This is a genomic window from Shewanella sp. cp20 (genome assembly GCF_000832025.1).
GTDB lineage: Bacteria > Pseudomonadota > Gammaproteobacteria > Enterobacterales > Shewanellaceae > Shewanella.
Genome location: NZ_JPII01000017.1, coordinates 38,356 through 62,163, shown reverse-complemented (window position 1 = coordinate 62,163; position 23,808 = coordinate 38,356). Strand labels below are relative to the sequence as shown.

The following is a 23,808-nucleotide window of genomic DNA, read 5'->3' as shown; positions in this document are numbered from 1 at the left end:
TGAATAACAAGGAGAAGACAAACGAGGGGCAGACCCTCAGGCCTAAAGCCTAAACCCTAAACCCTAAAAAGGTTTAGCTATCTATCCTCTTTAGAAAAAGCAAAGGCCCACCAAGCCAGGGCGCTGGCAGGCCTTAAACGCTAGCAAGAGGCGGTTATTAGAAACGACCCACTACGCCAAGACCAATGTTCACGCCGTCGAAGTCTGAATCCAACACGCGTGCCACTTGGAAGTTGGCCGAGAAGTTGTCAGAAATACGCAGCCAGTAAGCGGTTCTCACATCGAACGTATCATCATCGTCGGTGTTGGTGTAACCCAGACCCACAGACCAGGCATTGTTCACATACCAGTCGGCACCCAGGTTGATCATGTCGTCATCGTCACCATGAGTCCAGCTAGCCTGCAGATCCACACCGGCAGTCGATTGCAATGCGATATAGCTGCGCACTTTCACACCATAGGTCTCTTCAATACCTTCATCGCCATCGTTATAGAAGGCAGAAACGGCAGAAGAATCGTTGAAGTAGTAACCCACTTCCGCGCCATAGGTGTCAAAATCAAAATGTGCGTAGTCGTGCTTTTGATAGTTCACACCAACAAACCACTTAGAGGCAAACACATAAGTGCCGTCGATACCGTAAGAATCCAGGTCGGCATCATCGAAGTTGCTGTAATGAGCACCCAGGTTAGAGCTCTGCGCCAGGAAGCCGTTTAGGGCATATGGGCTGCTGCTCTGGTCCACAGGCGTGACATAGTAGCGGTAGTTCGCATTCCAGATACCATCGCCAAACTCTTCAGAGTTAGAGTAGTAGTTCAGGCCGGCTTCGTGTTGAAAGGCGTTGTCCTGGGCAGCGATGGCGCTCATGCTGCTAAGACCAAGAAGAATGGCAACGGCTGTTACTGATTTTTTCATCAATGTATTCCCTTATATTTATGAAGCTAGGAGAATAAAAGACAAAAAATAGAAAGGTGCTTTACACAATCCATTGTAATTTTCTGATATTTATACAAATAAATATCCAGTGCTCTCCTAGCGGCGCTAACGATACGCCATAGTTTAGGAAAAGCGCAATAAAAACTTCATAAAAGCCCAGCGAAACTACATTCACCAAAACTTTAAGCTACACACAGGTAACAATTGAAACCTAAAGGCTACAATTTGCCTAGTGCCGTTTTCGCCTGCTCACGCTCATCGAGGAGCAACATCCCCTGGGTGATCGCCTGCACCGCCCGCGACTTAAATTCGCGCCGATACAGGGTATAGACCACGACCAGGCTAGAGACGATAAACAGCAGCGGATGAAAGAACCAGCCAAGCACGGCCATCGAGAAATAGTAGGAACGCAGGCCATAGTTGTAGGCGTGGGCCGCCCTGTCCTGCACTATCGCCATCTGCAGCGCATAGGCCTTTAGCTGCTCATCACCACCGCTTTTGTCGATCGGCGTCGCACCCACCATGACATTGAGAAAACCATACTGGCGCATGGACCAAGTAAACTGAAAAAACGCCATGACGAAGATTAACGTCAGTATGCCAAGCTTCAACTGGATCAACATGTGAATCGGCGGTGCCGTCATAGGGATAGAGGCGATCACCGCCTCCAGCCGCTCGACCTGGGCAAACAGGGTCAAGACACCGGCGAGCACCAACATGGTAGTGCTGGCAAAGAAGGTAATATTACGCTCCAGGTTAGCCAGCAGCGCCGCCTCGGCCACTCTTACCTCGCGGCCCAGCAGTTGATACATCCAGTGAATTCTGTGCTGATGCAGACAACGGGCGATACAGTTGGTGTTCTTGGCCTTCTTGCGGGCGAAGCGGGCGTAACCTATCCAGCAGCTAAAAAAACAGGTCACGGCGATAAGGTCGAGCAGATAATCATTCATTATGGATTCAACTTGTTAACAAGGGTCTGTTTATCTTTCAGGTTTAATTTTTGTTCAATATAAACGCGTTTTGCTCAAGGCGCGTGCTGTGTCGCATAGTTATTCTATGCAAATGGCACGCAACAAGGAGCAGAGCGTGTTTAGGTGAACCCTTCGGGCTGCTAAGGCTCATTTAATCATAGCCCATTGATATTGCAACTCGATTTCCACTGCGCTGCGCACCTATCCCGTGTGATTTTTGTGCAATCATTCTTAGGCTATACCTGCATACAATTCTTAGCTAAGATGGTCAATAAATTGTTGCCTCCATGTATAACCACATGAGACCCGTTAACAATTGCAACCCACCAAAATACAAGAGTTTAATAATAAAGGATTATTTATGAAGTCAATCTCAAATACTCTGATAACAAGTCTGATTGCATCTGGCCTCTTGCTCACAGGCTGTGGCGGCGGTGGCGGTGGCGGTGGCGGTGATAGTTCTGGGCCAAGTACAGGCACAGGCGGCACGGTGAAGTGGGTCGAGGGAGAATTTATCCCCTATGCACAACTGGCCAACCAATGCGATGCGGGTCTCAAGGAAAAACTCTGGTTACGCTCATGGAGCAACGACACCTATCTCTGGTACAGCGAGATCATCGACAGAGACCCGGCCCCTTACCAGGTCCTGGAATATTTCGATCTCCTGAAAACCGAAAACCTGTCCGCCTCGGGCAAGCCGAAAGACCAATTCCACTTCTCTATGCCCACCAGCGAATGGGAGCAGCTCAACCAATCGGGCGCGTCCGTGGGTTATGGCATGAGTTTCTATCTGCAACAGGCCAGTGGCACAACAGACAGAAAGGTCACCGTCGCCTACACTGAGCCCAATTCTCCCGCGACCAACGCCAATATCGCCCGTGGTGCTGTCGTTGTCAGTATCGATGGCGTGAGCGTGAAAGATGCCAGCGACAGTGCCTCGATAGGCATTCTCAACAAGGGCCTGTTCCCCGAGGACGCAGGTCAACAGACCCGCTTCACCCTTCAAGATCTCGGCGCCAGCCAGACGCGCGATGTGGTGCTGACGGCGCAAACCGTGGTCTCGACACCTGTGCAAAATACCAAGGTACTCGCTACCCCATCGGGAACCATAGGTTATATGCAGTTCAACGCTCATATCGCCACCGCAGAGCGCGGCCTATACGATGCCATTAACACACTGGCCAATGCCAAGGTCGACGACCTGGTGTTAGACCTGCGCTACAACGGCGGCGGCTTACTGGCCATGGCCAGCCAGCTGGGCTACATGATTGCCGGTGAGCAGGCGACGAAAGACCGTATCTTCGAGCAAGTAACCTTCAATGACAAATATCCCACCAAGAATCCTGTCACGGGTGAAACCCTAACCCCTAACCCTTTCTACGATAAGACCTTCGGCTTTAACCCCAGCCTCTTGTCGAGCGGACAGAGCCTGCCCAGCCTCAACCTCTCCCGGGTATATGTACTCACCACCAACAGAACCTGCTCCGCCAGTGAGTCGCTGATCAATAGCCTGCGTGGCATAAATGTCGAGGTGATTCAGATTGGCGGTACTACCTGTGGTAAGCCCTATGGCTTCTACCCGACCCCCAACTGCGGCAATACCTACTTTAGCATTCAGTTTAAGGGGGAAAACGACAAGGGCTTCGGCGACTATTCAGATGGTTTCGTCCCCAGCAGCAGCCCGACGCTGCAAAGCGAAGTGCCTGGCTGTGACATAGCCGATGACTTTAGCCACGCCCTGGGCGATAAAGAGGAGAGCCAGCTGGCCGCGGCGCTCTACTACCGTGACAACAATAGCTGTCCTACCCAGGTAGCAAAAGCGTCCCGTACCCAGGCGAAGCCTCTGTTTATCGATGTCGGTTATATGCTGGAAGATACCCGCAATCAAAATATTCTACTCAATAACCGTATCCTGACTCAGCCTAAGTAGGATTTATGATGAAACGCTTAATTCGTATCATGGTCAGCACTATGCCGTTAGCGCTCATGGGCTGCTCACTACAGGCACAAGACGCTGCTTTGCCTGATCCTGTGCCTGCAATAGTCAGCGAACCCAGTGCCGAGAGTCTGGCCGAGCTGGAAAACGCCATCGCCAAACTGTTGCAGATGAACAAGGTGACCCTGGCGGCAGATGCATTTACCCAAAACAGTCGATTGGCGCTGGAGCGCACTCCCCATACGGATCCTAACGGTCAGCTGTTAATGGGCCGCAGCTTCGAGCTGCCGCAAATAGTGCAGCTTTGGATAAGCGGTGATAAGTGTTTTGTCACAGATGCCGAAGAGCATCGCAGTGCGCCGCTGGAAGTCACCCAGTGCCAAGCCGAATAAGGCCGTCTGAACAAGCTAGGCTGAATAAGCTAGACTGAATAAGCGCTTCAATTTGAGCCCGGCCTGTTCACCCGGGCAGAGAATGTCAGGCTTAATCAAGCGAGTTGACAATATGCCCATCAAGATGCATCTTCCCCACGACGGCTGCTTTATAAAGCAGCCGTTTTTTTATGGGCAGCACACTCTTATCTGCTCGCCGCCAACCTCATCATCGGGCCTGGATGATCTTAATATCCGCCACACAGTGACTCATAGTTCAAAGCCATTAGCAGCCCTCAAGCATCACCAGGCTCGAGGATTGCGTTTGGCGAGAAAGGCTTTCCCCTCTCTATAGCAGCATGCGTGCCCAATAGAACCGTCGGCAATGAGTTAGTACATATCCTTCTAAATGTAACAATTGTTACAGTGATACTATCGCGCCCTTCTCATTATTGTTTTACATACATTTTATTAAGAGGCCTTATGCGCTTAGCTGTTTCCGCATTAGCAGTGTCATCTGCACTCATCCTTCCTAACGTCCAAGCTGAAGATCAACAAGCCAGCTTAGCTCAACAAGCCAGCTTCGAAAAAATCGAGATCATAGGTTCACGTATCGCACTGCGTACCGCCACAGATAGCGTGGCGCCGGTGGACATTATCACCGCTGAGCAGCTCGAATCGACGGGGATGACAGAAACGGCTAAGGCTCTGCAATTTGCCGCACCAAGTTACAGCTTTCCATTCTCATCGGTAACCGATGGCTCAGATGCCGTACGTCCGGCAAGCCTGCGCGGCCTATCACCGGATCACACCCTAGTGCTGGTCAACGGTAAACGTCGCCACGGCTCGGCATTGGTCCACTTGAGCGGCACTGTCGGTAAAGGCTCTTCTAACGTCGACTTAAACGCCATTCCAATGACGGCCATCAAACGTATCGAGATCCTACGTGACGGCGCATCGGCCCAGTATGGTTCCGACGCTATCGCCGGCGTCATCAACGTGGTGCTAAAAGACAGTGAACAGGGTGGTAGCCTGTCGGCGCAAGCGGGCCAAACCTACGCCGGTGACGGTGAACAGTGGCGAGTGGGTGCCAACCATGGTATCGCCCTGGGTGACGACGGCTTCATCAATGTCTCACTCGAAGCCCACCATAAAGACAGCACTAACCGCGCTGGGTTAGATCCTCGTCAGCAGTATCCGGAATTGGCCGATGGTTCACTCGACCCTCGTGAAGCCACATTTAATCGAAAGAGCCACCAGGTTGGTGATGCCGAATACGACAACTTAGGCTTGTTTATCAACGCCGCCAAGGCCATCTCAGATAATGGCAAGCTATACGCCTTCGGTGGCGTGAGCAAACGCGAAACCAAATCTGGCGCCTTCTACCGCAGAGCCCTAGATAAGCGTAACTTAACCGAAATTTATCCCGATGGTTTCTTGCCACAGATCAACCCCGACATTATCGACACCTCGATAGTGCTTGGCTATGAATTCAGCCTAGGTGAGTGGGATATCGACACATCCGCAGGCCACGGCGAAAATGCATTTAACTACAATATTGTTAACACATTAAACGCATCTTTAGGCCCCGACAGCCCAACCGAGTTTGATGCAGGCACATTGTCGACCCGGGAAACCAACTTAAATATCGATGCGTCACGCTATTTTTCCTTTGCAAATGACTCAGAGATACTCTTTGCCGCAGGTATTTCATGGCGCCAAAATGGTTACCAAATCGAGGCTGGCGAGAGGGGTTCCTACATCAATGGTGGTTTTGATAACCGCGCCGCCGGTAGCCAGGGATTTTCGGGCTTTACCCCAGAATCTGAAGTCGACGAGACCCGCAATAACACAGGCGTTTATGTCGAGCTCGAAAACCAGTTAACCGATGAGTTTTACTGGGCGGCGGCACTACGTTACGAGGACTATTCAGACTTCGGCGACAACACCAGCTGGAAGCTGGCGGGCCGTTATGATCTTACCGACAACTTAGCGCTGCGCGGCACCATCAACACAGGCTTTAGAGCACCTAGCGTGCAGCAGCTGTACTTCAGCAATATCTCTACCCTGTTCAATCCAGATCCTGTCACGGGTCAGTTGGTACCGACTGAATCGGGTACGTTCAACACCCTGTCACCGGTAACGAAAGGCTTAGGGATCAACGAGCTGGCTCCAGAGTTATCACAATCTTTCAGTCTGGGTCTGGTCTATCGTAACGATGCAGGCCTGGCACTGACCTTGGATGCCTATCAAATCTCTGTCGATGACCGCATCATCTTGTCAAGCTCGGTCACGCCTGATGATTCACCGGCCGTTGCACAGGCATTGGCAGGCACCAATGCCGAGTCGGCGCGCTTCTTCATCAACGCAGTCGATACCCGTACCCGTGGCGTCGACCTGGTGATAAGCCAGGACTTTGATATCGGTTCCTGGGGCGACCTGCAAGCCAACCTGGCCTATGCCTATAACAAAACGGAAATACAAGACATCCATTTCCCGCAGATCTTAGACGGCGTAGGTAAAGAGCTCTTCAATCGTATCGAACAAACCCGTATGACCTCGGCGACGCCAAATAACACGGGCAACCTGGGGCTCACCCATAGACTCGGCGACTTTAAGACCAATATTCGTCTAAGCTACTTCGGCGACTATACTGTGGGCTATTCATCGGGCGACGTAAATTACAGCGACCAGTGGATAATGGATCTGTCGGTGCAGTATGCGGCAACCGATGCACTAAGCTTTACCGCCGGCGCGCAAAACCTGTTTGATGTCTACCCAGAGAAGCGCCCAGACAGCAATAATTTCAATGGTATCTTCGTCTACCCATTAACCAACACCCCGTTTGGCTTTAATGGTGGTTACTTCTTCCTAGAAGCGAAATATACCTACTAACCCCATCAGTTCATCACACTCAAACAGGCCATTTATGGCCTGTTTTTTTTATCTCGACCAGCCATCAAGGTGAGAGCTTAGGCAACTTGTCCCCATCGCTGCGCTGTGTGAAAATCGACAGCATGCAACTGAGGGGAAAATATGACACAAGCAGCGAATGATTCAACCAGCGCTAAGACAGGCCTAGATGACGCAAGTGATGAAATTAAACTCGCCGTAGACCTTATTTATCTTCTGGAGAGCCATGAGATTGAGCCAGATGTGGCACTGGCGGCATTAGAGATAGTTAAGCAAGATCTGCAAAGAAAATTAACTAATACCAATCGTCATAAATAATTGATCATTCTAGCTTGTTAAAACGCTCGATAACTGTATTAGAATTTTTAATTGTAGAATAACTACTTATCTAAAAATCCTGCTTTGTTCTCAAGCGTTTTTCCTGCGCTATTCCTGCTCACATGTTTACTGTGATTGATATTATTGTGATTGGTATAAAGCCTAAAGTCAGCACCTTAGCTTTACCCTATCACACCTTCAATAACGGTCTATTCATCTGAAACTTAACGATAAAAAAAACGCAGCCTAGGCTGCGTTTTTTGTGTTACTCAGGGACACTGTTTAGAAAACAACTGTCTGCTCTGCAGTACAGGTAGAAGTACCTTCGTCACAGGCTTTGTAAACGTAAGTTCCGCCGCCCTTAGTGTTGATGGTGTCAGTGTAGGTGCTGCTTGCCGAAGTGGTCGCAATCTTGCCACCGTCACGGTAAACATCTACATTTGCACCCGCGGCACCAGAGAAGGTCAAGTCAACTTTCTTAACGCCCTTACTCTTATAACCATTCGCTGAGATAGAGAAATCACCGCCGCCGTTGTTTCCGCCACCATTGTCTCCGCCACCACAGCCGTTAGCCGTCAGGTAAGCATCGGCAGCCGCAGCCTGAACGATACCGTAACCGAAGTACTCATCTTTACCCGGTGCACCACTGTCCATAGCTGTCGCCTTCAGCGCCGCACGGATCTCGCTACCGGTACACTGGTTATGGTTAGACCAAACCAGGGCCGCAATACCAGACACGGCTGGCGTTGCCATAGAAGTACCGCTCATGAAGCCGTAATCAGAGGTACCGATATCCACAGTTGCAGTGCTCGCCGCCAATAGCGCCGCGCGATCTTCCTGTGTAGTACCCACTGCAGGGATAGAAGTGGTGTTGGTATCACCTAGTGTGCCATACAGCATGCCAGGCTCGTTGTTGATGATGATCGCACCGATACCACCAGAGTTTTCACAGTTAGCCACCTTGTCGTGGAAAGAGATCGCACCGCGATCGATCACACAGATGTTACCGTTAGCGCCCGCATCGGTCGCCTCGGCAGTGCCCATGAAATAGGTGTTACCAGAAACCACGCCTGAGTTTTCCATTGCGCTGCTGGCAAATGAAGCACCATCGGCAGTCAGGTTAGACGCTGTCGCCATGCCTGCTGGGTAAGTAGACAGTGTATCTACACCACCTGCAGTCACTTCCACACAGATAGTTTCATCTGAAGTCGCCTTAGGACCACGACCCGAAGTACAAGATGGGAACTGAGAGAAATCGGCGATGTTGTTGTTCGCATCGTTCGCGCCCACCATCATGACAGATGGGTAACCAGCTGGGTATGAACGTACGCTGTTACCATCGTTACCCGCCGCAGCAACCACTAGGCCGCCCGCATCGACGAAGGCTTGGAAGGCATTAGATTCGGTAGAGTTTGATCCGCCGCCACCTAGGCTCATGCTGATGATGTTGGCACCGGCCGCGCTACACAGGTTTGTGGCGTGTGCCAGATCAGATGAGTAACCCCAACCTTCGGCGTTAAATACCTTGATGATGTGCATATCGACGCCAGGCGCCATACCGATCACACCAACATTGTTGTCAGCGGCACCGATAGTACCGGCAACGTGAGTACCGTGTGGACCGCCGTTGACGTTCCAGTTACCCGTACCCGAATCGTTGTCACCTGTGATGTTGTTCCAAACGAAATCTGGGTTAGACGCGTCCAGACCAGAGTCGATGACACACACCTTCATGCCAGCAGCCGCATTGAAGGTTACCTGATCGGCCTGTGACTGATACACGGCGTAAGGTGTAACCTGCTGCGTCATCGGGTTGCCCGCGTCATCGCTAAAGCTCATCAGATGACGACGCTGATCCGCCTCGACTAATTTTACATGTGGGTTATTTAACAGTCCCTTGACCTGGGCCAAATCTTTGCCCGTAAAGGTTGCAGCGATAAAGCCGTCACCATCAACGTGGATCTGTGCGCCTAGCTGCTTTGCCAGTGCCTTAACGACACCCTTACTGCCATTGTCTACCTGGATGATGTAACGATCATCATCGGCAAATGCCTGAGTTGATAGGCCAACACTTAATGCCATTACTGCACTTGCCAACTTAGTTAACTTCATAGAGGTCTCTCCATTATATTTATTTTGTTAAGAGTCTTTTTATTAGAACTTCCCTGAATAGCAAATGCCGCGGTATTTCTCTCTTCAATTGCGACCTGATTTGGCATTTACTACCACACAACAAGGCACAAGCTATCACACCAACTCAAAGGCAACAAGACGTTAACAAAAAATAAACATATGTTGCACAGGCGTACAATTTGTTTGGCAGTAGCATTCGCTGGCCAGCTCATTGCCTCACCAGACAAGCGGCTAGGCCATGTATAAAGCCGGCGACACGGCGGGTAAAAGCGCTGTTGCAAAGCGCCAAGGCTGGTATACTAGGGGCTCATTTGCCACCATTGACGACATTGACGATGACAAATAATGCCAAGGCCTCAAGCCAATCGATAGACTTCTCGGCCATCAACAAGAGCACGGCCAGCTCCTTTAACGAGCAGAAGAACCTGATCAAGCGGCTGTTTAAGGGCAACCGGGTCGATTGCCAGACCTGTAAACAACCACTGCAGTTAATCGTACCCACAGAGAAGGCACAAACCGGCCACTACGGTGTGTTTTGTAAGAAAGGTTGCACGGATATCGAACTGGAGATCGAGCTGCTCTAGCCTCGCCTAAAGTAAGCCCGCCTAGGAATTTTAAGCCCAGATACGATATAGCATCAGCTGTGCCTGCAAGGCAGTACAGACCCACTATCATACTATCGCGCTACCAAGTATCACGTATCATGTATCACCTATAACGAGTCATAGCTTGAAACTCAGTCAACGCCTCTCTCACCTGCAGGCCATGGTCGATGGCCCTTACCAACATATCTGGGACTGCTGCTGCGATCACGGCCTGCTCGGCGCCGCCCTGCTAAGGCAAGAGGCCGCCACAAACGTGCATTTCGTCGATATCATCCCAGGTATCATGCAGAGCCTGCAGGGCAAGCTCGAACGCTTCTTTCCGCCCACAACAGGCGCGAGCCGCTGGCAGGTGCACTGTATGGATGTGGCCAAGCTGCCGTTGGCCGACTATCCCAGCGAGACGCCGCACTTGGTGATCATCGCCGGCGTCGGCGGCGAACTCACCGGCGAGCTGGTGAGCGCGATTCAACAGCGCGCCGACGCACTGGGCCAAGAGATAGAGTTTCTGCTCTGCCCCGTGCATCACACCTATCAGCTCAGAGAGAGACTCGATATCCTAAGGCTCAGATACTTCGACGAGCGGCTCATCAGCGAGAACAAGCGCTGCTACGAGCTTTTGCATGTGGCGCGCCGCGGCGAGCGTCCCATCACGGCGATTGGCGACAACCTCTGGTCACAGGCGCCGTTTGAGTTGCAGCAGGCCTACCTAAGGCGTCTGCTGAAACACTACCATCAGGTGATCAGAGGCAGTAAGCAGGAGCAGAAACCGCTGCTTGAGCGCGCCATCTCAGATTATCAGGCGCAGCTAGACTTGCTTAGCGCCTAACCTGCTAGTTTCCACCTTTTCCCTTTGCTTATTACTTCTTCAAGTGAGTCAATTTATGCGTCTGCTGAAATCCACCCTACATCCCGACCTTAACGCCGCCACGCCAGAGGAGATAACCGGACAGGGCTTCACACGCCGTGCGGCGCGGGCCATAGTGCTCAGAGACAGCCAAATATTAATGCTCTACACCGAGCGCTATCACGACTACAGCATTCCCGGCGGCGGTGTGGATGAGGGCGAAGATATTCGCCAGGCGCTACTGAGAGAGCTGGAAGAGGAAACCGGCGCCCATACCATACAGATATTGAGTGAGTTCGGTCGCTATCAGGAGTTTCGTCCCTGGCACAAGCCAGGATTCGACTTCGTGCAGATGGAGTCTTACTGCTTTGTCTGCGCAACTGGCGAGGAGCTTGGCGATACTAGGCTCGAGCACCATGAACTGCAAAACGGCATGCGCCCGGTATGGATAGATATTCATGAGGCGATCGCCCACAACGAACATACCATGGCCCACAGCGCTAAGAAGGGCCTGTCTATCGAGCGCGAGACCTACCTGCTAAGGCGTATCGTCGATGAGCTGCTCACAAATTAAAATCATCTCAAGATAAACGCCCCGTAAACTCACAAAAAAAGAGCGCCTAAGCGCTCTTTTTTATCACCGTCAGATTACCCTTAACGGCTGTATTCACTGGCGATTTGCGCCGCCAGCTTAGCATTGTTAAACACCAGCTGGATATTGGCGGCCAGGCTGCTGCCTTCGGTCTTCTCGGCGACCTTGGCCAACAAGAAAGGCGTAGAGGCCTTGCCCGTGATCCCCTTGGCATCCATCTCGGCCACGGCATCTTTAATCACCTGATCGATCATCGCCTTATCCAGGGCATACTCGGCAGGAATAGGATTAGCCACAACCACGCCGCCCTTGAGGCCCATCTGCCACTTGGCCGTCATGGCATCGGCCACCTGCTTAGGCGTATCCAGGCGATAGTCGACACCAAAATCACTCTCGCGGGTGTAGAAGGCAGGCAGAGTCTCGGTTTCATAACCGACCACCGGCACCCCTTGGGTCTCCAGATACTCTAGGGTCAGGCCGATATCCAGAATCGACTTGGCACCGGCGCATACCACGGCCACATCTGTGTTGGCCAGCTCCTGCAGATCCGCCGAGATATCGAAGGTCTGCTGGGCGCCGCGATGTACGCCGCCGATACCACCGGTCGCAAACACCTTGATGCCCGCCATCGCCGCCAGGATCATGGTCGAGGCTACCGTGGTGGCGCCATCGGCCTGCTTGGCCACGATGAAGGGGATGTCGCGGCGGCTGGTCTTGATCACTGCCTGACCTGCCTTACCCAGATACTCGATCTCCTCATGGGTCATGCCCACCTTGAGGCGTCCCTTGAGAATCGCGATAGTGGCAGGCACGGCGCCGTTATCACGGATGATCTGCTCTACCTTCAGGGCAGTCTCGACATTTTGCGGATAAGGCATACCGTGAGAGATGATGGTCGATTCCAGTGCCACCACGGGACGGCCGGCATCCAATGCCGCTTTCACTTCTGGGTTGATATCTAGGTACTGCGCTAACATAGAGACTCCTTGATAACTCGGTTAACTGATATTTCAGACATATTTGGATTGATGGTTGCCAGATCCGACAGGGCAACCACCGCCGCCGCCATGGCAAACTCGGTCGACTGACGGGTCGACCAACCTTGAATAAAGCCGTGGGCCAGGCCCGCGAGGAAGGCGTCACCGGCGCCGTTGGCATTGACCATCTCGACTGGAATGGCTGGAACAAGGGCCTGCTCCTGACCATCGCTGTAAAACACCCCATCGGTTCCCAGGCTCAGGAATATTCGCTGCACGCCCTGCTCATGGAACCAGTTGGCCAGCATAGGCAACTCGCCATAGTTGGCAATGGCGATGCCAGAGAGCTGCTCGGCCTCTTTAAGGTTGGGCTTGAGGGTATGTACCGCGCTCAGGTAGGGCTTAATCTTCTCCGCCTTGGCGCAGGAAACGGTATCGACAAACAGCGGGATATCGGCAAAGTTGCTCAGCAAGTAGGCTAAGGCTGCATCAGACAAGTTGGCGTCGACTATGATGAGGCTGGCCCGTTTGAACATCTCCTGCTGACTCTTGAGCTGCTCGACGCCCAGTCGCTCGAGGATCGCCATGTCGTTGATCGCCACATGCATGTCGCTGTCACCATCGAGCACCGAGAGGTAGGTGGAGGTCACGCCATCGCTCAGCTGCAAGCTGGGTTTCATGTCGATACCGGCGCGCTGACAATGCTCGACGATCTGCTGGCCATAGGCATCTTTGCCCACTGCGGTCATCAGGCGAGTATCTGAGCCCAGGCGCGCCAGATTCTCGGCAATGTTACGCCCCACACCACCTGGGGAGCAGCTGACGCTGCCGGGGTTAGAATCCCCCACCCTCAGGTTGGCAGCCGGGCGACCGAGAATATCCATGTTGGCCCCGCCGACCACCATGGCAAACTTGGCTTCGGCCAGAATATAGCCCTTGCCACGGATAATGCCTTTGTTGGTCAGGTTCATGATATGACCAGCCACCGCAGAGCGGCTGATCCCAAGGCGATCCGCCAGCTCCTGCTGGGGGATCAGAGGGTCTTGCTTGAGTAGTGCTAGGATTTCTAATTCACGTTCCGTCATTACGGCAATCTCACTCAGCATTAAGGATATATCGCCGCAAAACAAACAAATGTTTGTATTGCAAACTTTTGTTTTACGTTAATCGATTTATGCCGCCAGTGCAAGACAAACAAATTCACAATCAAGTAGTTATGTGAGGTGCGCCTCACAGGGCTCGGGGCACAATCCCAGGCTGACAGGCGTTGTGGCGTCAGTATGCACTCACATTTAGGCACAAAAAAAGCGCCAACCTGGCGCTTAGGGATTCGTTGTTACGAGGCACCAGCCTAGCGTTTGTGATGTTTGGTGATCAGGCGATCCAACTGGTTACCGAAGGCCTGTTTCTCACTCTGGCCTATGGCGGCCGGGCCGCCGGTCTGCACGCCGCTGGCGCGCATGGTGTCCATGAAATCGCGCATGTTGAGGATAGACTTAATGTTATGCTCGGTGTACAGCTCGCCCCGGGGATTGAGCGCCAGCGCCCCCTTGTCGATCACCTCTGAGGCCAGGGGAATATCGGCGGTGATCACCAGATCGCCCGCGTCGACTCGCCTCACTATCTCATTGTCGGCCACATCGAACCCAGACGACACTGTCACCAGCTGGATAAAACGCGACGGCGGAATACGCATGGCATGGTTGGCCACTAAGGTCACGGCGATCTCGGCGCGCTCGGCGGCGCGAAACAATATCTCCTTAATCACACCCGGGCAGGCATCGGCATCGACCCAAATTTTCATCTCTCTTTCCTGTTATATCGACATAGCGTTGAGCATGGAGCGCACTATAACATAGCAAGCGGCTATCGCCCTTCGCAGAATGCACTAATACCAATCGTAATAAATAATTGATCATTCTAGCTTGTTAAAACGCTCGATAACTGTATTAGTATTTTTAATTGTAGAATACGACTTATCTAAAAATCCTGCTTTGTTCTCAAGCGTTTTTCCTGCGCTATTTCTGATCACATGTTTACTGTGATTGGTATAACCTGGCATTAACACCCTTTGCAGGGAATATGGTAATTTAGCCAAGATATTGATAATTAGGACATAGGGCACAGATTATGACCACATCGGCCCCCAGGGAAGCCATATTTACCCCAGACTGCCTCGACTTTCTCGCCAAATTAGCCAGCAATAACGAGCGCGACTGGTTCAAGAGCCACCAAAACGAGTATGAGGCCAAGGTACGCACCCCGGCGCTCAACTTTATCAGTGCCATGGCGCCCCATATCGCCCAGCTCTCGCCGCGCCTCACGGCCGTGCCCAAGAAGGTGGGTGGCAGCCTGATGCGCCCCCAACGCGATGCCCGCTTTAGCAAGGACAAGACCCCTTATAAAGTCAACGTCGGCATACAGTTTCGCCACTTCCAGGGCAAAGATGTGCACGCCCCCGGCCTCTACCTGCATATCGCCAACGATGGCTGCTTCCTCGGCGCCGGCATCTGGCATCCAGACAGCAAGGCCTTAAACCAGATCCGCAGCTGCATCGACGACAACCCCAACGCCTACAAACAGGCGCTCAAGCAGCTGAGCGACGCTGGATTTAACATGGAGGGTGACAGCCTGCAGCGCCCGCCCAAGGGCTTCGACAAGCATCACCCCATGCTAGATGAACTCAAGCGCAAAGACTTTATCGCCATCAAACCACTCGACACCCGGCAGCTGTTTGCCGAGGATTTCGATACTTGGTGCGCCAAGCAGTTTAGCCAGGTCAACAAACTCATGGGCTACCTCTGTTTCGCCCTGGACCTAGATTATTAAAAAGGATTTTTGATGTTTAATCGTAACGCCAACAAGACTTTCGGCCCACGCCTAAGCGGACTCGGCCGTCTGAAATTTATCGCACCGCTCCTGGTCGTGCTGCCGCTGGCCACTGGCCTAACGGGCTGCACCAACCCTAACACCCCGGCGGGTGAAGAGGGCTATGTGTTTGAGAAGCCTCGCATCTTCGGCGCTGGTGGCTATCGCGGCACCCTCATAGGCCCCAGCAACTATGGTGTCTCCCTGTGGCGCAACGAGGTGATCAACATCGACATGCGCCCCAACACCTACACGGAAAACTTCAAGATCCTCGCCAAGGACGATCTCAACATCAGCTTTAACTTCCATGCGGTGATCGCCATCAAGTCCGGCACGGTGCAGCAGGTAGTAGAGCAATATGGCGCCGAAAACTGGTATGTGCGTTTCGTGCGCGAGACCTTTCGCACCTATGTGCGTGACGAGGTGCAACGTTATGACAGTGTGGCGCTGAAAGAAAACCGCTCGGAGATCGCCCAGGCGGTGTCGGTCAAGCTCAAAGACTACCTCAAGACCTCGCCCTTTCAGCTCAACAACGTGATTGTGGGTAACATCAACTACCCCGACATAGTCGCCATCGCGGTCGAGAAGAAGCTGGCCGCCCAGCAGCTGTTGTCGGAGAAGGAGACCCAGAAGGAGATCGCCCAGAAGGACGCCGAGATCCGCATCGAAGAGGCCAAGGGTATCGCCCAGGCGCAGAAGATCATCAACGAGACCCTGACCCCCAACTATCTGCAGCACGAGGCGATTAACGCCCAGCTCAAGATGGCCGACTCGCCCAATCACACCACCGTCTATATTCCGGTGGGCACCAACGGCATCCCGCTGATTAAAGGCGCCAAATAAGCTTCTCGCTTATTTAGGGCCCCAGCCCTTTAGGCTAGTCTGTGATAGCCCTTAGAAATAGTCCGTCGAGATAGCCCGCCAACACTCGGCGGGCTTGCTCGATGAGCGCGTACTGCTTCGCCTTACCCAGCACCCGAATGCCTTGCAGTTGCATCACCAGGAAGCTGGCCACCTCCTGGGGATTCACCTCACTGTTCACACGCCCAAGGCGCTGCTCATCTGTAAGCACCCGCGCAAAGGCCTCATGTAGACCATCGAACAACTCGCCACAAAGCTGCTGCACCACCTCATCGCTAAGGTACTTCTCCAGCACCGCATTCTGCATAAAGCAGCCATAGGGCTGCTCGGCCTGCAGGGCCACAAACGCCTGAATATAGTCGACAATCGACTGCAGATCGGCATCATCGGCCAGCAAGGGAGTGATTCTTGGCTGGGCGTAATGCGCCAGATAATAGCCCAGGGCCTCGCGGTACAGGCTCAACTTATCACCGAAGCTGTTATACAGGCTGAAACGGTTAATCTTAAGGTGCGCCACCAGATCCGCCACCGAGGTGTCGGCATAGCCCTTCTGCCAAAACAGCTCCATGGCTGCTATCAGCTTGTCTTGTCTATCGAAATTACAACTTCTCGCCATAGATGATTTTGCTCTGAATTAGTCACATACGTTCATAACAAGTTTCTTGACCGAACGTTTAGAAATGAATTAGATTCTATTCTAAACGAGCGTTCAGTTAAAGCCAAACGGCCTGACAGAACTCAAGTAAATATCGACAAAGTAAATACCAACAAGATAGACATCAACAGAATAAACAACGACAAGAGTCAGAGAGGGATAGATGAAACTCTTCGAATTAGCCATGACCCCCAGCGCCCGACGCGTCAATATCTTCCTAAAGGAACTCGGCATCAACGAGCAAGCCCTTGGCCTTGAGCGTGAGAGCCTCAACCTGCGCGCCGGCGACAACCTGAGTGACCAGTTCAAGGCCATCAGCGTCAACGGCCGCATCCCAGTGCTGGCACTCGACGACGGCCAGACCCTGTGTGAGTCTGTGGCCATCTGCCGCTACTTCGACGAAATCACTGCGCCAGCACACTCGCTGTTTGGCGACACGCCGCTAGAGAAGGCCCAGGTTGAGATGTGGCAGCGGATCTGCGAGCTGCAGGGCCTATTCGTCGCCTTCCAGGCCTTTAGAAACATCACTAAGGTGTATGAAGACAGAGAGCGCTGCGTCGAGGCCTGGGGAGAAGAGTCCCGCCTGAGAGTGTTAGAGTTTCTGCCGACGCTAGAGCAGCAGCTTAGCCTGCAGCCCTTTGTCGCCGGACAGAAGTTCTCCATCGCCGACATCACCGCCTACGTGATGATGAGCTTCATCAAGCACCTGGAGATCACCCCAAGCGACGACCAGCCCAACCTCACCGCCTGGCTCACCAAGATGGAACAACGCCCCGCCATCATAGCCGTCAACGGCTAAATTTGAGGTAGAAGAAACTATGGTGGCGAGCTTAAATGCTGAAGCTCGCCCTAATCATACGGTACAGTGGCTGCAATTTACGAAAGCATCCACCTTTGATCAACTCACCGAAGAGGTAAAGACTTTTATAGCATGCTCAATAGACGCTGACATGCTGCTATCACTGAGGATATCTTCACATGAAAAGTTACTGCTAAGTAATGGCAGCGTAATGCAGGCCTCCTCTACAATTTTACCTGACATAGTGCGGATTATTTCATGTAGTGATTCGAGTGCATGAAAGGCTCGTGGTGATGTATTAAATATTGCGACAGGCATACAAACAAACTCTTCTCCGCTGACCAACCAATCTAAGGCATTCTTCAAGACACCACTTACTCCGTGAGCATATTCTGGACTTGAGATGAATAATCCATCCGACTGTGCGACAAGCGTCTTCAACGCCATGACATTTGGGTCATTCGACGGTTCGATATCAGGATTAAAAGGAGGAATATCGGCAAGACCATTAAATATCCTAATCTCGACACCGCAGGGTGAACTTGCCTTCACGGCTTTAAGTAAGGCCATATTGTAAGAGTCTTTCCTAAGACTTCCAGAGATAGCTAATATCTTCAAGTTCGAATCCTTTCAGTTTTCTACAAACCACAGCCCACATTATTAATACACAAGCGAAAGACTATAACTATAAAAACTTTATGCCTCTGTTACCTGACGACAGCCAGGGTTGCCTTCTCAAAGTCCTCTGCTGGATAAAATTTTGTTGTACATACTGAGAGCATGTCTATTTTTTCCTCTTTAGAGTCCACACCTGGTATAGCATCAGTACATTGCCCCATGAAAGCACCAGAGGTTGTATAGAGACTAAATCTTAGTGAGAGTCCAAGCGAATTAGCTGTAAAACCCAAATTATTCATTTTTGTCGTTATTAGAATTTCGTTACCTACTCTTTTTGCCTCAATTAGTTCTAGCTCCAAGACATCAACAAATGACCTAATGTTCTCAGACCGCCATTTGTCCATAGACTCTTGGTAGCTTCTTTCTACCTCGCCATGACCGACGACCACATAAGTAACAAAAACAGATAAAACGGCAACAGCGAAACCCAATCCCCAATAAAATCCATCTAAAAACTTTCTCAATGCAAAATATCCTTTTTATGTAAACGCCCCATTAAGGACTTATCTAGTTGCCCGCTAAAAATAAAGCTAGAAATGGAACTGAAGCAGGCTTTAGCAGTACCAATCCTAAATTGGTTAATCCTACTTACATGTTCAATAAATTACCAACCATCTCTTGCTCATCTGAAGGCAACTGAAAGAGTGCACAGAAAACCAGAAGATGACCAGTTCGTACTTAAACCTCGAAAAGCCCAGTCATATACTCTCTCAAAGACCACTCATTCAATCAGCACAACTAAAGCCAAATCGAAGAGACAAAAAACTTGGTGTAGATGCATCTGCCGACGTCGATGGCATGGATGCCATCGCCGAGCCTCCATGGACGACTCTCTTTGAGATAAAGAGTCGGCGTGTAGCAGATGTATCTACACAAAAGCCTGCTGCAAGCAATTAACTAACATTAAGGTTCGACCTTCAACGCCCCTTCCAATAACAATCCCGGTAATTGCTACAACAGAAACCAAAGGGCAAGAGTCCCCTTATGACTCCCCTTCCTGCCACTCCGAAATCACCTCATTCGCCGCCCTAAACGCCTCGACCCCAGCCGGCATGCCGCAATACACGGTGGCATGCAGCAGCACCTCCTGGATCTCCTCGACGCTGCAGCCATTACGCAACGCGCCGCGCACATGGCCCTTGAGTTCGGTGGAAGCCTTGAGGGCAGCCAGAGTGGCGATAGTGATCAAGCTGCGGGTGCGCCTGTCGAGTCCCTCTCTGGCCCACACCTCGCCCCAGGCGTTACGGGTCACCAGCTCCTGGAGTGGCTGGGTAAAATCGCTGGCCGATGACAGCGCCCTGTCGACAAACTCATCGCCCATCACCTCGCGCCTGACGCCTAACCCTTTTTCATACTTGACCTTATCCATGGGAACTCCTTTAACATCATGATTCAATTGAGACTTTGACAAAACAGCCTCTAAAGGTGCTTGGAAACTGGACAAAGATCAACCAAAACCTGCCCCTCTGCGGCTAAAGCATTAGGGCACCCGCGAATTACTATAGCGCTTAGAAAATAGCGCTTGGAACATAGCACTTGGAACGTAGCGCACGCAGTGATCAAGGAATAGCGGCTTAGCAGACAAGGCGCATCGAGACAGAGTGATAGGTATGAGAGTCTAGCCAGCAGGCATTGGGGATTAGCGACTGAGTATTAGACGTAAAACGCTAGGTGTTAAACCTGAAGCCTTAGGTGTTAAACCTGAAGCCTTAGGTGTGAGTTATTAGCCCTTAGCGATAAACGCCAGCAGCTGCGGGATAAAGGCCTTGCCCTCCTCAAGACCGCGGCGATAGACGGCCTCGACCTTGCTGACATCCCGCTCCAAGCGCGACAAGCCGAGTGGCGTGGCGGGTTGCAGCACCAGGGCGCTGCCCTCGGATTCTGCCTTCGCTAGCTCATCCAGCGCCCGGTTATAGGTGTGGTGGCGCTCGATAAGGGCATTGGCCACCTTGGGATAGCGACGATAGAGGCGCCTGGCCAGCCATTTGGCCTTAAAGGCGGATTTGCGATAGTCACTCTCCTGGGTGAGGATCACCACCTGGCGCTTAAAGCCATCTGCACGGGCCTGAGCCAGGGGAATAGGCGCACCTATGCCACCATCGAGATAGGGCGTGTCGCCAAGCCAGGTCGGTTTAGAGATGAAGGGCAGACTACTGGAGGCGATGAGCACCTCTAAGAAGGTGTCGTGATCGGCAAAGTCCGCCATGCCGAAGAAGTCGGTCTCGCCGGTCAGGCAGTTAAAGGCCCCCACCTTAAACTCGGCCTCACTGTGACTAAAGGCCTCGAAATCATAGGGCACCAGCTCATGGGCCATGCGCCGATAGGTAAAGTCGGTGTTGACATAGTTGCCGGTGCGCAGCAGGTGTTTGAGCCCCATGTAGCGCTTGTCGGCGAGGAAATTTTGCTGAATGGTAAGGTTACGCCCCAGCTGACGCGAGAGGTAGGAGGCGGGATAGATGGCGCCGGCGGAGACGCCCACCAGATACTGAAAATGGATCCCCGCATGTAGCAGGGCATCGAGCACACCTGCGGTATAGATGGCCCGCAGGCCGCCCCCTTCCAGCACTAAGGCGCAATTATCGACCCTAAGCTCCGCCGCCTCATGTCGGCCGGCTGCAAAGTCAGGCAATACTGCGCCCGTCACGGTTATTCTTCCGCCTGGATCTGTCCCACCAGGAGTACAGGGGCCGCATCCAGCTCCTGGGCATCCATCATGGAGGCGATACGCTCGACGGCAGAGAGCAACTGGCTCTGTTCCCAGTCTTCAAGGTTTTGATAACGCTTGATAAAGTGATCCTGTAGCGGCTTAGGCGCGGCCTTGAGAATATCTATGCCGGCCTCGCTAAGGGACAGGTGCCACTTGCGCTTGTCTGACTCGCTACGGGTTCTCACCACCAGATCCCGCGCCTCGAGGCGGTCGATAATGGTGGCAACCGTGGCAGGGCTGAGGGCCACTTCCTGAGCGATCTCCTTGGCCAGCGGACGGTCGTAGGCGGCAATGGTCTGCATCACCATTAACTGAGGGCCCGTTAGGCCAGACTGCTTATTCAGCTGGCGAGAATGTATGTCGATGGCGCGGATCACACGGCGCAGCGAAATCAGTAGTTGTTCGTACTTTTCCATAATCTCCTCTCGTTTCAGCCGCACCATACCAGAAATGTTATCTAGACTCATGCTTCAAATAGAAAAAAAGCAGAACAAACTTATCGCTTGCTCTGCTTTTGCACTAATGACTTCTGTCTATAACCTAAGGCTATATCACATCGCCATTGGCCGTATCACGCTTAAAAAGCAAAGGTACGTGACACAGATAGCACAGCGCGGGTATCGCTGTTGTCAGTATCCATGCTTGTGTCTTCAGCGGCAAGGTTAAAGTCGAACCCTTTCCAGCTGGTCATGTACTCGACGCGATAATGGTTATAGGCATCGTCACCGTTCCACGACCATTTGTCTTCATCTTGTGAGGTCGAGCGATCGAAGCTGATGCGAATATCATGGCCTTCGGCCAGGGTAAAGGTATGCGCCGCCATCATGATGTAGTGGCCCGCATCGACGCCAAAGTAGTCCCAGGAATACCAGAAGTTCAGCTCACTCTGGCCCACAGACGACGCGTAACCAAACTTAGCGTAGGCTTCCGGGTACTGATAGTCATCTGAAAAGGAGTCGCCGTGATAGGTGTAATAGGCGATACCCGCGTCCAATGACACGCGCTCGGTAAGGGCCATATACTTACCCGCGTAAAAGTCCCACTCCAGCCAGGTATCATCGCCCGCACCGAAATCGACATTTGACGCCCAGGTACCTACATACCAACCAGAATCGACACCATAATCTAAACTTGCCTGTAGCGCCGGGCCGTTGTCTGTCTGGCTCACACCGTTAAAGGTGTAATCTGAAGTCAGATTGACGGTCGAACTCAGGCCTGCCATCGCACTAGCGGGTAACAGGAGTAGACCACAAAGCGCCAATTGCTTGATAGATTGTTTCATTATCTTCCCTTTATTTTATGACTTTAATTTTCACACTTAGCATTTGAGATTAGTTTGCCAATTCGATTTTGTTGAAATCGATCTGGTTTTCTTTTGGCGAGCGCTCAATGGCCGCCACCTTCTGGTACTTGGTCGCCACTATGTAACCGAAACAGGCCAAGATCAGGGCAATCGCCAGCGCGCCAACCCACTGGATCTGTAAGAAGTCGAGGCTAAACAGCAGAGTGAGCGCCGACATCAGCACAATATTGCCCACCACATACTTGGTCTTGCCGAAACGCTGCACCGTGAGGTTAAGGTTGTCGGTATAAAGACGGGTCAAGGAATCTAACGAGTTCACCACGAAGGTGATGCCTACGGTGACCATGGCGATGTTATAGAAGCCCGCGGTGGCGATCTCGTTGACGCTGTAGTAATAGAGCACGCTAAACCAGATGGCGATGGGGATAGAGGGGAATACCATCATGGCGATCAACACCTGATAGGTCTTCATGCCACCGACGAAACGCGAGGTAAACTGGCCTATCATGATGCTCCAGGCAAACCACCAGAAGAGGTAAAATTCATGATAGTCGTTTAGCGGCAGGACGAAGTGATGCAGGTTGCCGAAGTAGTCACCCAACAAGGCAAAGGTGGTCACAAACTCGCCCACGCCCGACTCGGGGCTGAGGAAGGCACCGGCCCACATCAGGGCGATCAAGCCGATAAACAGCCAGGTACTGGCCAGGCTCAGGGTGCGTACATAGCGAATGCTGGTGCTGGAATAGACTGCCGCGGCAATCACCACGAAGACGATCAGATAGAAGGTGCCGACCACAGATTCACCGTCGCCGATCTCCGGCAGATACCAGGGCAAGTTGGTCAATAGCAGATAGGCGGTAAAGGCACAGGTGCCGATGATCACCAGGTTATTGATAAACTTCACCAGCGGGATCTCGAAAAACTTCACCCTAGGTTCAATCACACAGAAGTAGAAACAGGTCAGGAAGTAGAACGCCCAAATCAAGAAGGCCCAGAAACCAAACTCGATAGCCAGCGGGTTACTAAAACCATACTCTGGGCTGGTGCTCAGATCGGCATAGCCCGCAAACTCGGTCAGGGGAAACATGATCAGTCCCACATCCAGACCCGAGGTAAACAGAATGGCGATAAAGGTAAAAGTACGCACCGGCGTCACGCCGATACACTTCACATTGCCCCAGCGATACAGCACGAAGGCTATCGCCGCGAACGTAAATAAGATCCCTATGGTTAACCAAGCGGTCATCATTGTTCCCTCACATTAAAATTCAAATTAAACATGGTGTTAACTCATTTTTATTTAGTTTGTCTTGTGTCAATCACCGTGTTTTAAGGCTGCAAGA

General features: G+C 52.1%; 24 protein-coding genes. 10 read left to right on the top strand and 14 right to left on the bottom strand.

Annotated elements, in window-relative coordinates; all coding sequences use genetic code 11:
• Positions 1-157 precede the first annotated feature (157 nt).
• Positions 158-913: a putative porin gene (locus DB48_RS05010; RefSeq protein WP_041509214.1), complete on the bottom strand. Its 756-nt coding sequence runs from the start codon at positions 911-913 to the stop codon at positions 158-160.
• Positions 914-1,152: 239 nt separating this feature from the next.
• Positions 1,153-1,884 carry a DUF599 domain-containing protein gene (locus tag DB48_RS05005; protein WP_041509213.1) on the bottom strand — a complete coding sequence of 244 codons (732 nt, stop codon included), beginning with the start codon at positions 1,882-1,884 and terminating at the stop codon, positions 1,153-1,155.
• Positions 1,885-2,266: 382 nt separating this feature from the next.
• Here DB48_RS05005 and DB48_RS05000 point away from each other — a divergent pair, with 382 nt between their 5' ends.
• The 4 genes from DB48_RS05000 to rsmS all read left to right on the top strand — a co-directional run bounded on the left by DB48_RS05000 (position 2,267) and on the right by rsmS (position 7,443).
• Entirely contained in the window at positions 2,267-3,835 is a 1,569-nt protein-coding gene (locus DB48_RS05000) for a S41 family peptidase (RefSeq protein ID WP_041509212.1), read from the top strand.
• A 5-nt stretch (positions 3,836-3,840) separates the two neighbouring features.
• Entirely contained in the window at positions 3,841-4,233 is a 393-nt protein-coding gene (locus DB48_RS04995) for a hypothetical protein (protein ID WP_235375343.1), read from the top strand.
• Between the two features lie 462 nt (positions 4,234-4,695).
• Positions 4,696-7,107, top strand: coding sequence for a TonB-dependent receptor plug domain-containing protein (locus DB48_RS04990; protein ID WP_041509210.1), 2,412 nt, complete (start codon positions 4,696-4,698; stop codon positions 7,105-7,107).
• 141 nt (positions 7,108-7,248) lie between these two features.
• Positions 7,249-7,443: a pleiotropic regulatory protein RsmS gene (rsmS, locus tag DB48_RS04985; RefSeq protein ID WP_041509209.1), complete on the top strand. Its 195-nt coding sequence runs from the start codon at positions 7,249-7,251 to the stop codon at positions 7,441-7,443.
• Positions 7,444-7,725: 282 nt separating this feature from the next.
• Here the strand turns inward: rsmS and DB48_RS04980 are convergent, their stop codons facing one another.
• Positions 7,726-9,555 carry a S8 family serine peptidase gene (locus tag DB48_RS04980; RefSeq protein WP_041509208.1) on the bottom strand — a complete coding sequence of 610 codons (1,830 nt, stop codon included), beginning with the start codon at positions 9,553-9,555 and terminating at the stop codon, positions 7,726-7,728.
• A gap of 356 nt (positions 9,556-9,911) precedes the next feature.
• Between DB48_RS04980 and DB48_RS04975 the strand changes: the two genes are divergently transcribed.
• The 3 genes from DB48_RS04975 (at position 9,912) to DB48_RS04965 (ending at position 11,599) form a co-directional block, all read left to right on the top strand.
• Positions 9,912-10,160 carry a hypothetical protein gene (locus DB48_RS04975; protein ID WP_041509207.1) on the top strand — a complete coding sequence of 83 codons (249 nt, stop codon included), beginning with the start codon at positions 9,912-9,914 and terminating at the stop codon, positions 10,158-10,160.
• Positions 10,161-10,305: 145 nt separating this feature from the next.
• Entirely contained in the window at positions 10,306-11,007 is a 702-nt protein-coding gene (locus DB48_RS04970; protein ID WP_041509206.1) for a tRNA (adenine(22)-N(1))-methyltransferase, read from the top strand.
• Positions 11,008-11,062: 55 nt separating this feature from the next.
• On the top strand, positions 11,063-11,599 hold the full coding sequence (locus DB48_RS04965; protein ID WP_041509205.1) for an NUDIX domain-containing protein: 537 nt from the start codon (positions 11,063-11,065) through the stop codon (positions 11,597-11,599).
• Between the two features lie 80 nt (positions 11,600-11,679).
• Here the strand turns inward: DB48_RS04965 and DB48_RS04960 are convergent, their stop codons facing one another.
• The 3 genes from DB48_RS04960 to DB48_RS04950 form a co-directional block, all read right to left on the bottom strand.
• Positions 11,680-12,594: a pseudouridine-5'-phosphate glycosidase gene (locus DB48_RS04960; RefSeq protein WP_041509204.1), complete on the bottom strand. Its 915-nt coding sequence runs from the start codon at positions 12,592-12,594 to the stop codon at positions 11,680-11,682.
• Positions 12,588-13,679, bottom strand: coding sequence for a PfkB family carbohydrate kinase (locus DB48_RS04955; protein ID WP_041509530.1), 1,092 nt, complete (start codon positions 13,677-13,679; stop codon positions 12,588-12,590). Before DB48_RS04955 ends, DB48_RS04960 begins: the two co-directional genes overlap by 7 nt.
• Positions 13,680-13,945: 266 nt before the next feature.
• Positions 13,946-14,398, bottom strand: coding sequence for a YaiI/YqxD family protein (locus DB48_RS04950; RefSeq protein WP_041509203.1), 453 nt, complete (start codon positions 14,396-14,398; stop codon positions 13,946-13,948).
• A gap of 326 nt (positions 14,399-14,724) precedes the next feature.
• Between DB48_RS04950 and DB48_RS04945 the strand changes: the two genes are divergently transcribed.
• Together DB48_RS04945 and DB48_RS04940 are read left to right on the top strand one after the other, a co-directional pair.
• Entirely contained in the window at positions 14,725-15,423 is a 699-nt protein-coding gene (locus DB48_RS04945) for a DUF2461 domain-containing protein (protein ID WP_041509202.1), read from the top strand.
• Between the two features lie 12 nt (positions 15,424-15,435).
• Complete coding sequence (locus DB48_RS04940; protein WP_235375342.1) at positions 15,436-16,305, top strand: SPFH domain-containing protein; 870 nt, start codon at positions 15,436-15,438, stop codon at positions 16,303-16,305.
• 34 nt (positions 16,306-16,339) lie between these two features.
• On the opposite strand, the gene DB48_RS04935 is transcribed toward DB48_RS04940, so the two are convergent.
• On the bottom strand, positions 16,340-16,939 hold the full coding sequence (locus tag DB48_RS04935; RefSeq protein ID WP_041509201.1) for a TetR/AcrR family transcriptional regulator: 600 nt from the start codon (positions 16,937-16,939) through the stop codon (positions 16,340-16,342).
• Positions 16,940-17,141: 202 nt separating this feature from the next.
• Between DB48_RS04935 and DB48_RS04930 the strand changes: the two genes are divergently transcribed.
• Positions 17,142-17,777, top strand: a complete 636-nt coding sequence (locus DB48_RS04930; RefSeq protein WP_041509200.1) for a glutathione S-transferase — start codon at positions 17,142-17,144, stop codon at positions 17,775-17,777.
• Between the two features lie 99 nt (positions 17,778-17,876).
• Here DB48_RS04930 and DB48_RS04925 read toward each other — a convergent pair whose 3' ends face one another.
• From DB48_RS04925 to DB48_RS04895, 7 genes are all read right to left on the bottom strand, one after another.
• A complete protein-coding gene (locus DB48_RS04925; RefSeq protein ID WP_041509199.1) occupies positions 17,877-18,395 on the bottom strand; it encodes an NADPH-dependent FMN reductase in 519 nt (172 codons plus the stop codon).
• Positions 18,396-18,484: 89 nt separating this feature from the next.
• Complete coding sequence (locus DB48_RS04920; RefSeq protein WP_041509198.1) at positions 18,485-18,919, bottom strand: hypothetical protein; 435 nt, start codon at positions 18,917-18,919, stop codon at positions 18,485-18,487.
• Between the two features lie 518 nt (positions 18,920-19,437).
• Complete coding sequence (pcaC, locus tag DB48_RS04915; RefSeq protein ID WP_041509197.1) at positions 19,438-19,824, bottom strand: 4-carboxymuconolactone decarboxylase; 387 nt, start codon at positions 19,822-19,824, stop codon at positions 19,438-19,440.
• Between the two features lie 354 nt (positions 19,825-20,178).
• On the bottom strand, positions 20,179-21,099 hold the full coding sequence (locus tag DB48_RS04910) for a patatin-like phospholipase family protein (RefSeq protein ID WP_082035582.1): 921 nt from the start codon (positions 21,097-21,099) through the stop codon (positions 20,179-20,181).
• 2 nt (positions 21,100-21,101) lie between these two features.
• The gene (locus DB48_RS04905; RefSeq protein ID WP_041509527.1) at positions 21,102-21,578 is read right to left on the bottom strand and encodes a MarR family winged helix-turn-helix transcriptional regulator; all 477 of its coding nucleotides are present in this window, start codon (positions 21,576-21,578) and stop codon (positions 21,102-21,104) included.
• Between the two features lie 161 nt (positions 21,579-21,739).
• Entirely contained in the window at positions 21,740-22,444 is a 705-nt protein-coding gene (locus tag DB48_RS04900) for a TorF family putative porin (protein ID WP_041509196.1), read from the bottom strand.
• Between the two features lie 49 nt (positions 22,445-22,493).
• A complete protein-coding gene (locus tag DB48_RS04895; RefSeq protein ID WP_041509195.1) occupies positions 22,494-23,711 on the bottom strand; it encodes a choline transporter in 1,218 nt (405 codons plus the stop codon).
• Positions 23,712-23,808 lie beyond the last annotated feature (97 nt).

Coding starts and splice junctions, on each gene's coding strand:
- DB48_RS04975 (WP_041509207.1), top strand. CDS start 9,912: ATGACAAATAATGCCAAGGCCTCAAGCCAATCGATAGACTTCTCGGCC.
- DB48_RS04945 (WP_041509202.1), top strand. CDS start 14,725: ATGACCACATCGGCCCCCAGGGAAGCCATATTTACCCCAGACTGCCTC.
- DB48_RS04930 (WP_041509200.1), top strand. CDS start 17,142: ATGAAACTCTTCGAATTAGCCATGACCCCCAGCGCCCGACGCGTCAAT.
- DB48_RS04965 (WP_041509205.1), top strand. CDS start 11,063: ATGCGTCTGCTGAAATCCACCCTACATCCCGACCTTAACGCCGCCACG.
- pcaC (WP_041509197.1), bottom strand. CDS start 19,824: ATGGATAAGGTCAAGTATGAAAAAGGGTTAGGCGTCAGGCGCGAGGTG.
- DB48_RS04940 (WP_235375342.1), top strand. CDS start 15,436: ATGTTTAATCGTAACGCCAACAAGACTTTCGGCCCACGCCTAAGCGGA.
- DB48_RS04980 (WP_041509208.1), bottom strand. CDS start 9,555: ATGAAGTTAACTAAGTTGGCAAGTGCAGTAATGGCATTAAGTGTTGGC.
- DB48_RS04960 (WP_041509204.1), bottom strand. CDS start 12,594: ATGTTAGCGCAGTACCTAGATATCAACCCAGAAGTGAAAGCGGCATTG.
- DB48_RS05010 (WP_041509214.1), bottom strand. CDS start 913: ATGAAAAAATCAGTAACAGCCGTTGCCATTCTTCTTGGTCTTAGCAGC.
- DB48_RS05000 (WP_041509212.1), top strand. CDS start 2,267: ATGAAGTCAATCTCAAATACTCTGATAACAAGTCTGATTGCATCTGGC.
- rsmS (WP_041509209.1), top strand. CDS start 7,249: ATGACACAAGCAGCGAATGATTCAACCAGCGCTAAGACAGGCCTAGAT.
- DB48_RS04935 (WP_041509201.1), bottom strand. CDS start 16,939: ATGGCGAGAAGTTGTAATTTCGATAGACAAGACAAGCTGATAGCAGCC.
- DB48_RS04900 (WP_041509196.1), bottom strand. CDS start 22,444: ATGAAACAATCTATCAAGCAATTGGCGCTTTGTGGTCTACTCCTGTTA.
- DB48_RS04950 (WP_041509203.1), bottom strand. CDS start 14,398: ATGAAAATTTGGGTCGATGCCGATGCCTGCCCGGGTGTGATTAAGGAG.
- DB48_RS04955 (WP_041509530.1), bottom strand. CDS start 13,679: ATGACGGAACGTGAATTAGAAATCCTAGCACTACTCAAGCAAGACCCT.
- DB48_RS05005 (WP_041509213.1), bottom strand. CDS start 1,884: ATGAATGATTATCTGCTCGACCTTATCGCCGTGACCTGTTTTTTTAGC.
- DB48_RS04995 (WP_235375343.1), top strand. CDS start 3,841: ATGATGAAACGCTTAATTCGTATCATGGTCAGCACTATGCCGTTAGCG.
- DB48_RS04895 (WP_041509195.1), bottom strand. CDS start 23,711: ATGACCGCTTGGTTAACCATAGGGATCTTATTTACGTTCGCGGCGATA.
- DB48_RS04905 (WP_041509527.1), bottom strand. CDS start 21,578: ATGGAAAAGTACGAACAACTACTGATTTCGCTGCGCCGTGTGATCCGC.
- DB48_RS04990 (WP_041509210.1), top strand. CDS start 4,696: ATGCGCTTAGCTGTTTCCGCATTAGCAGTGTCATCTGCACTCATCCTT.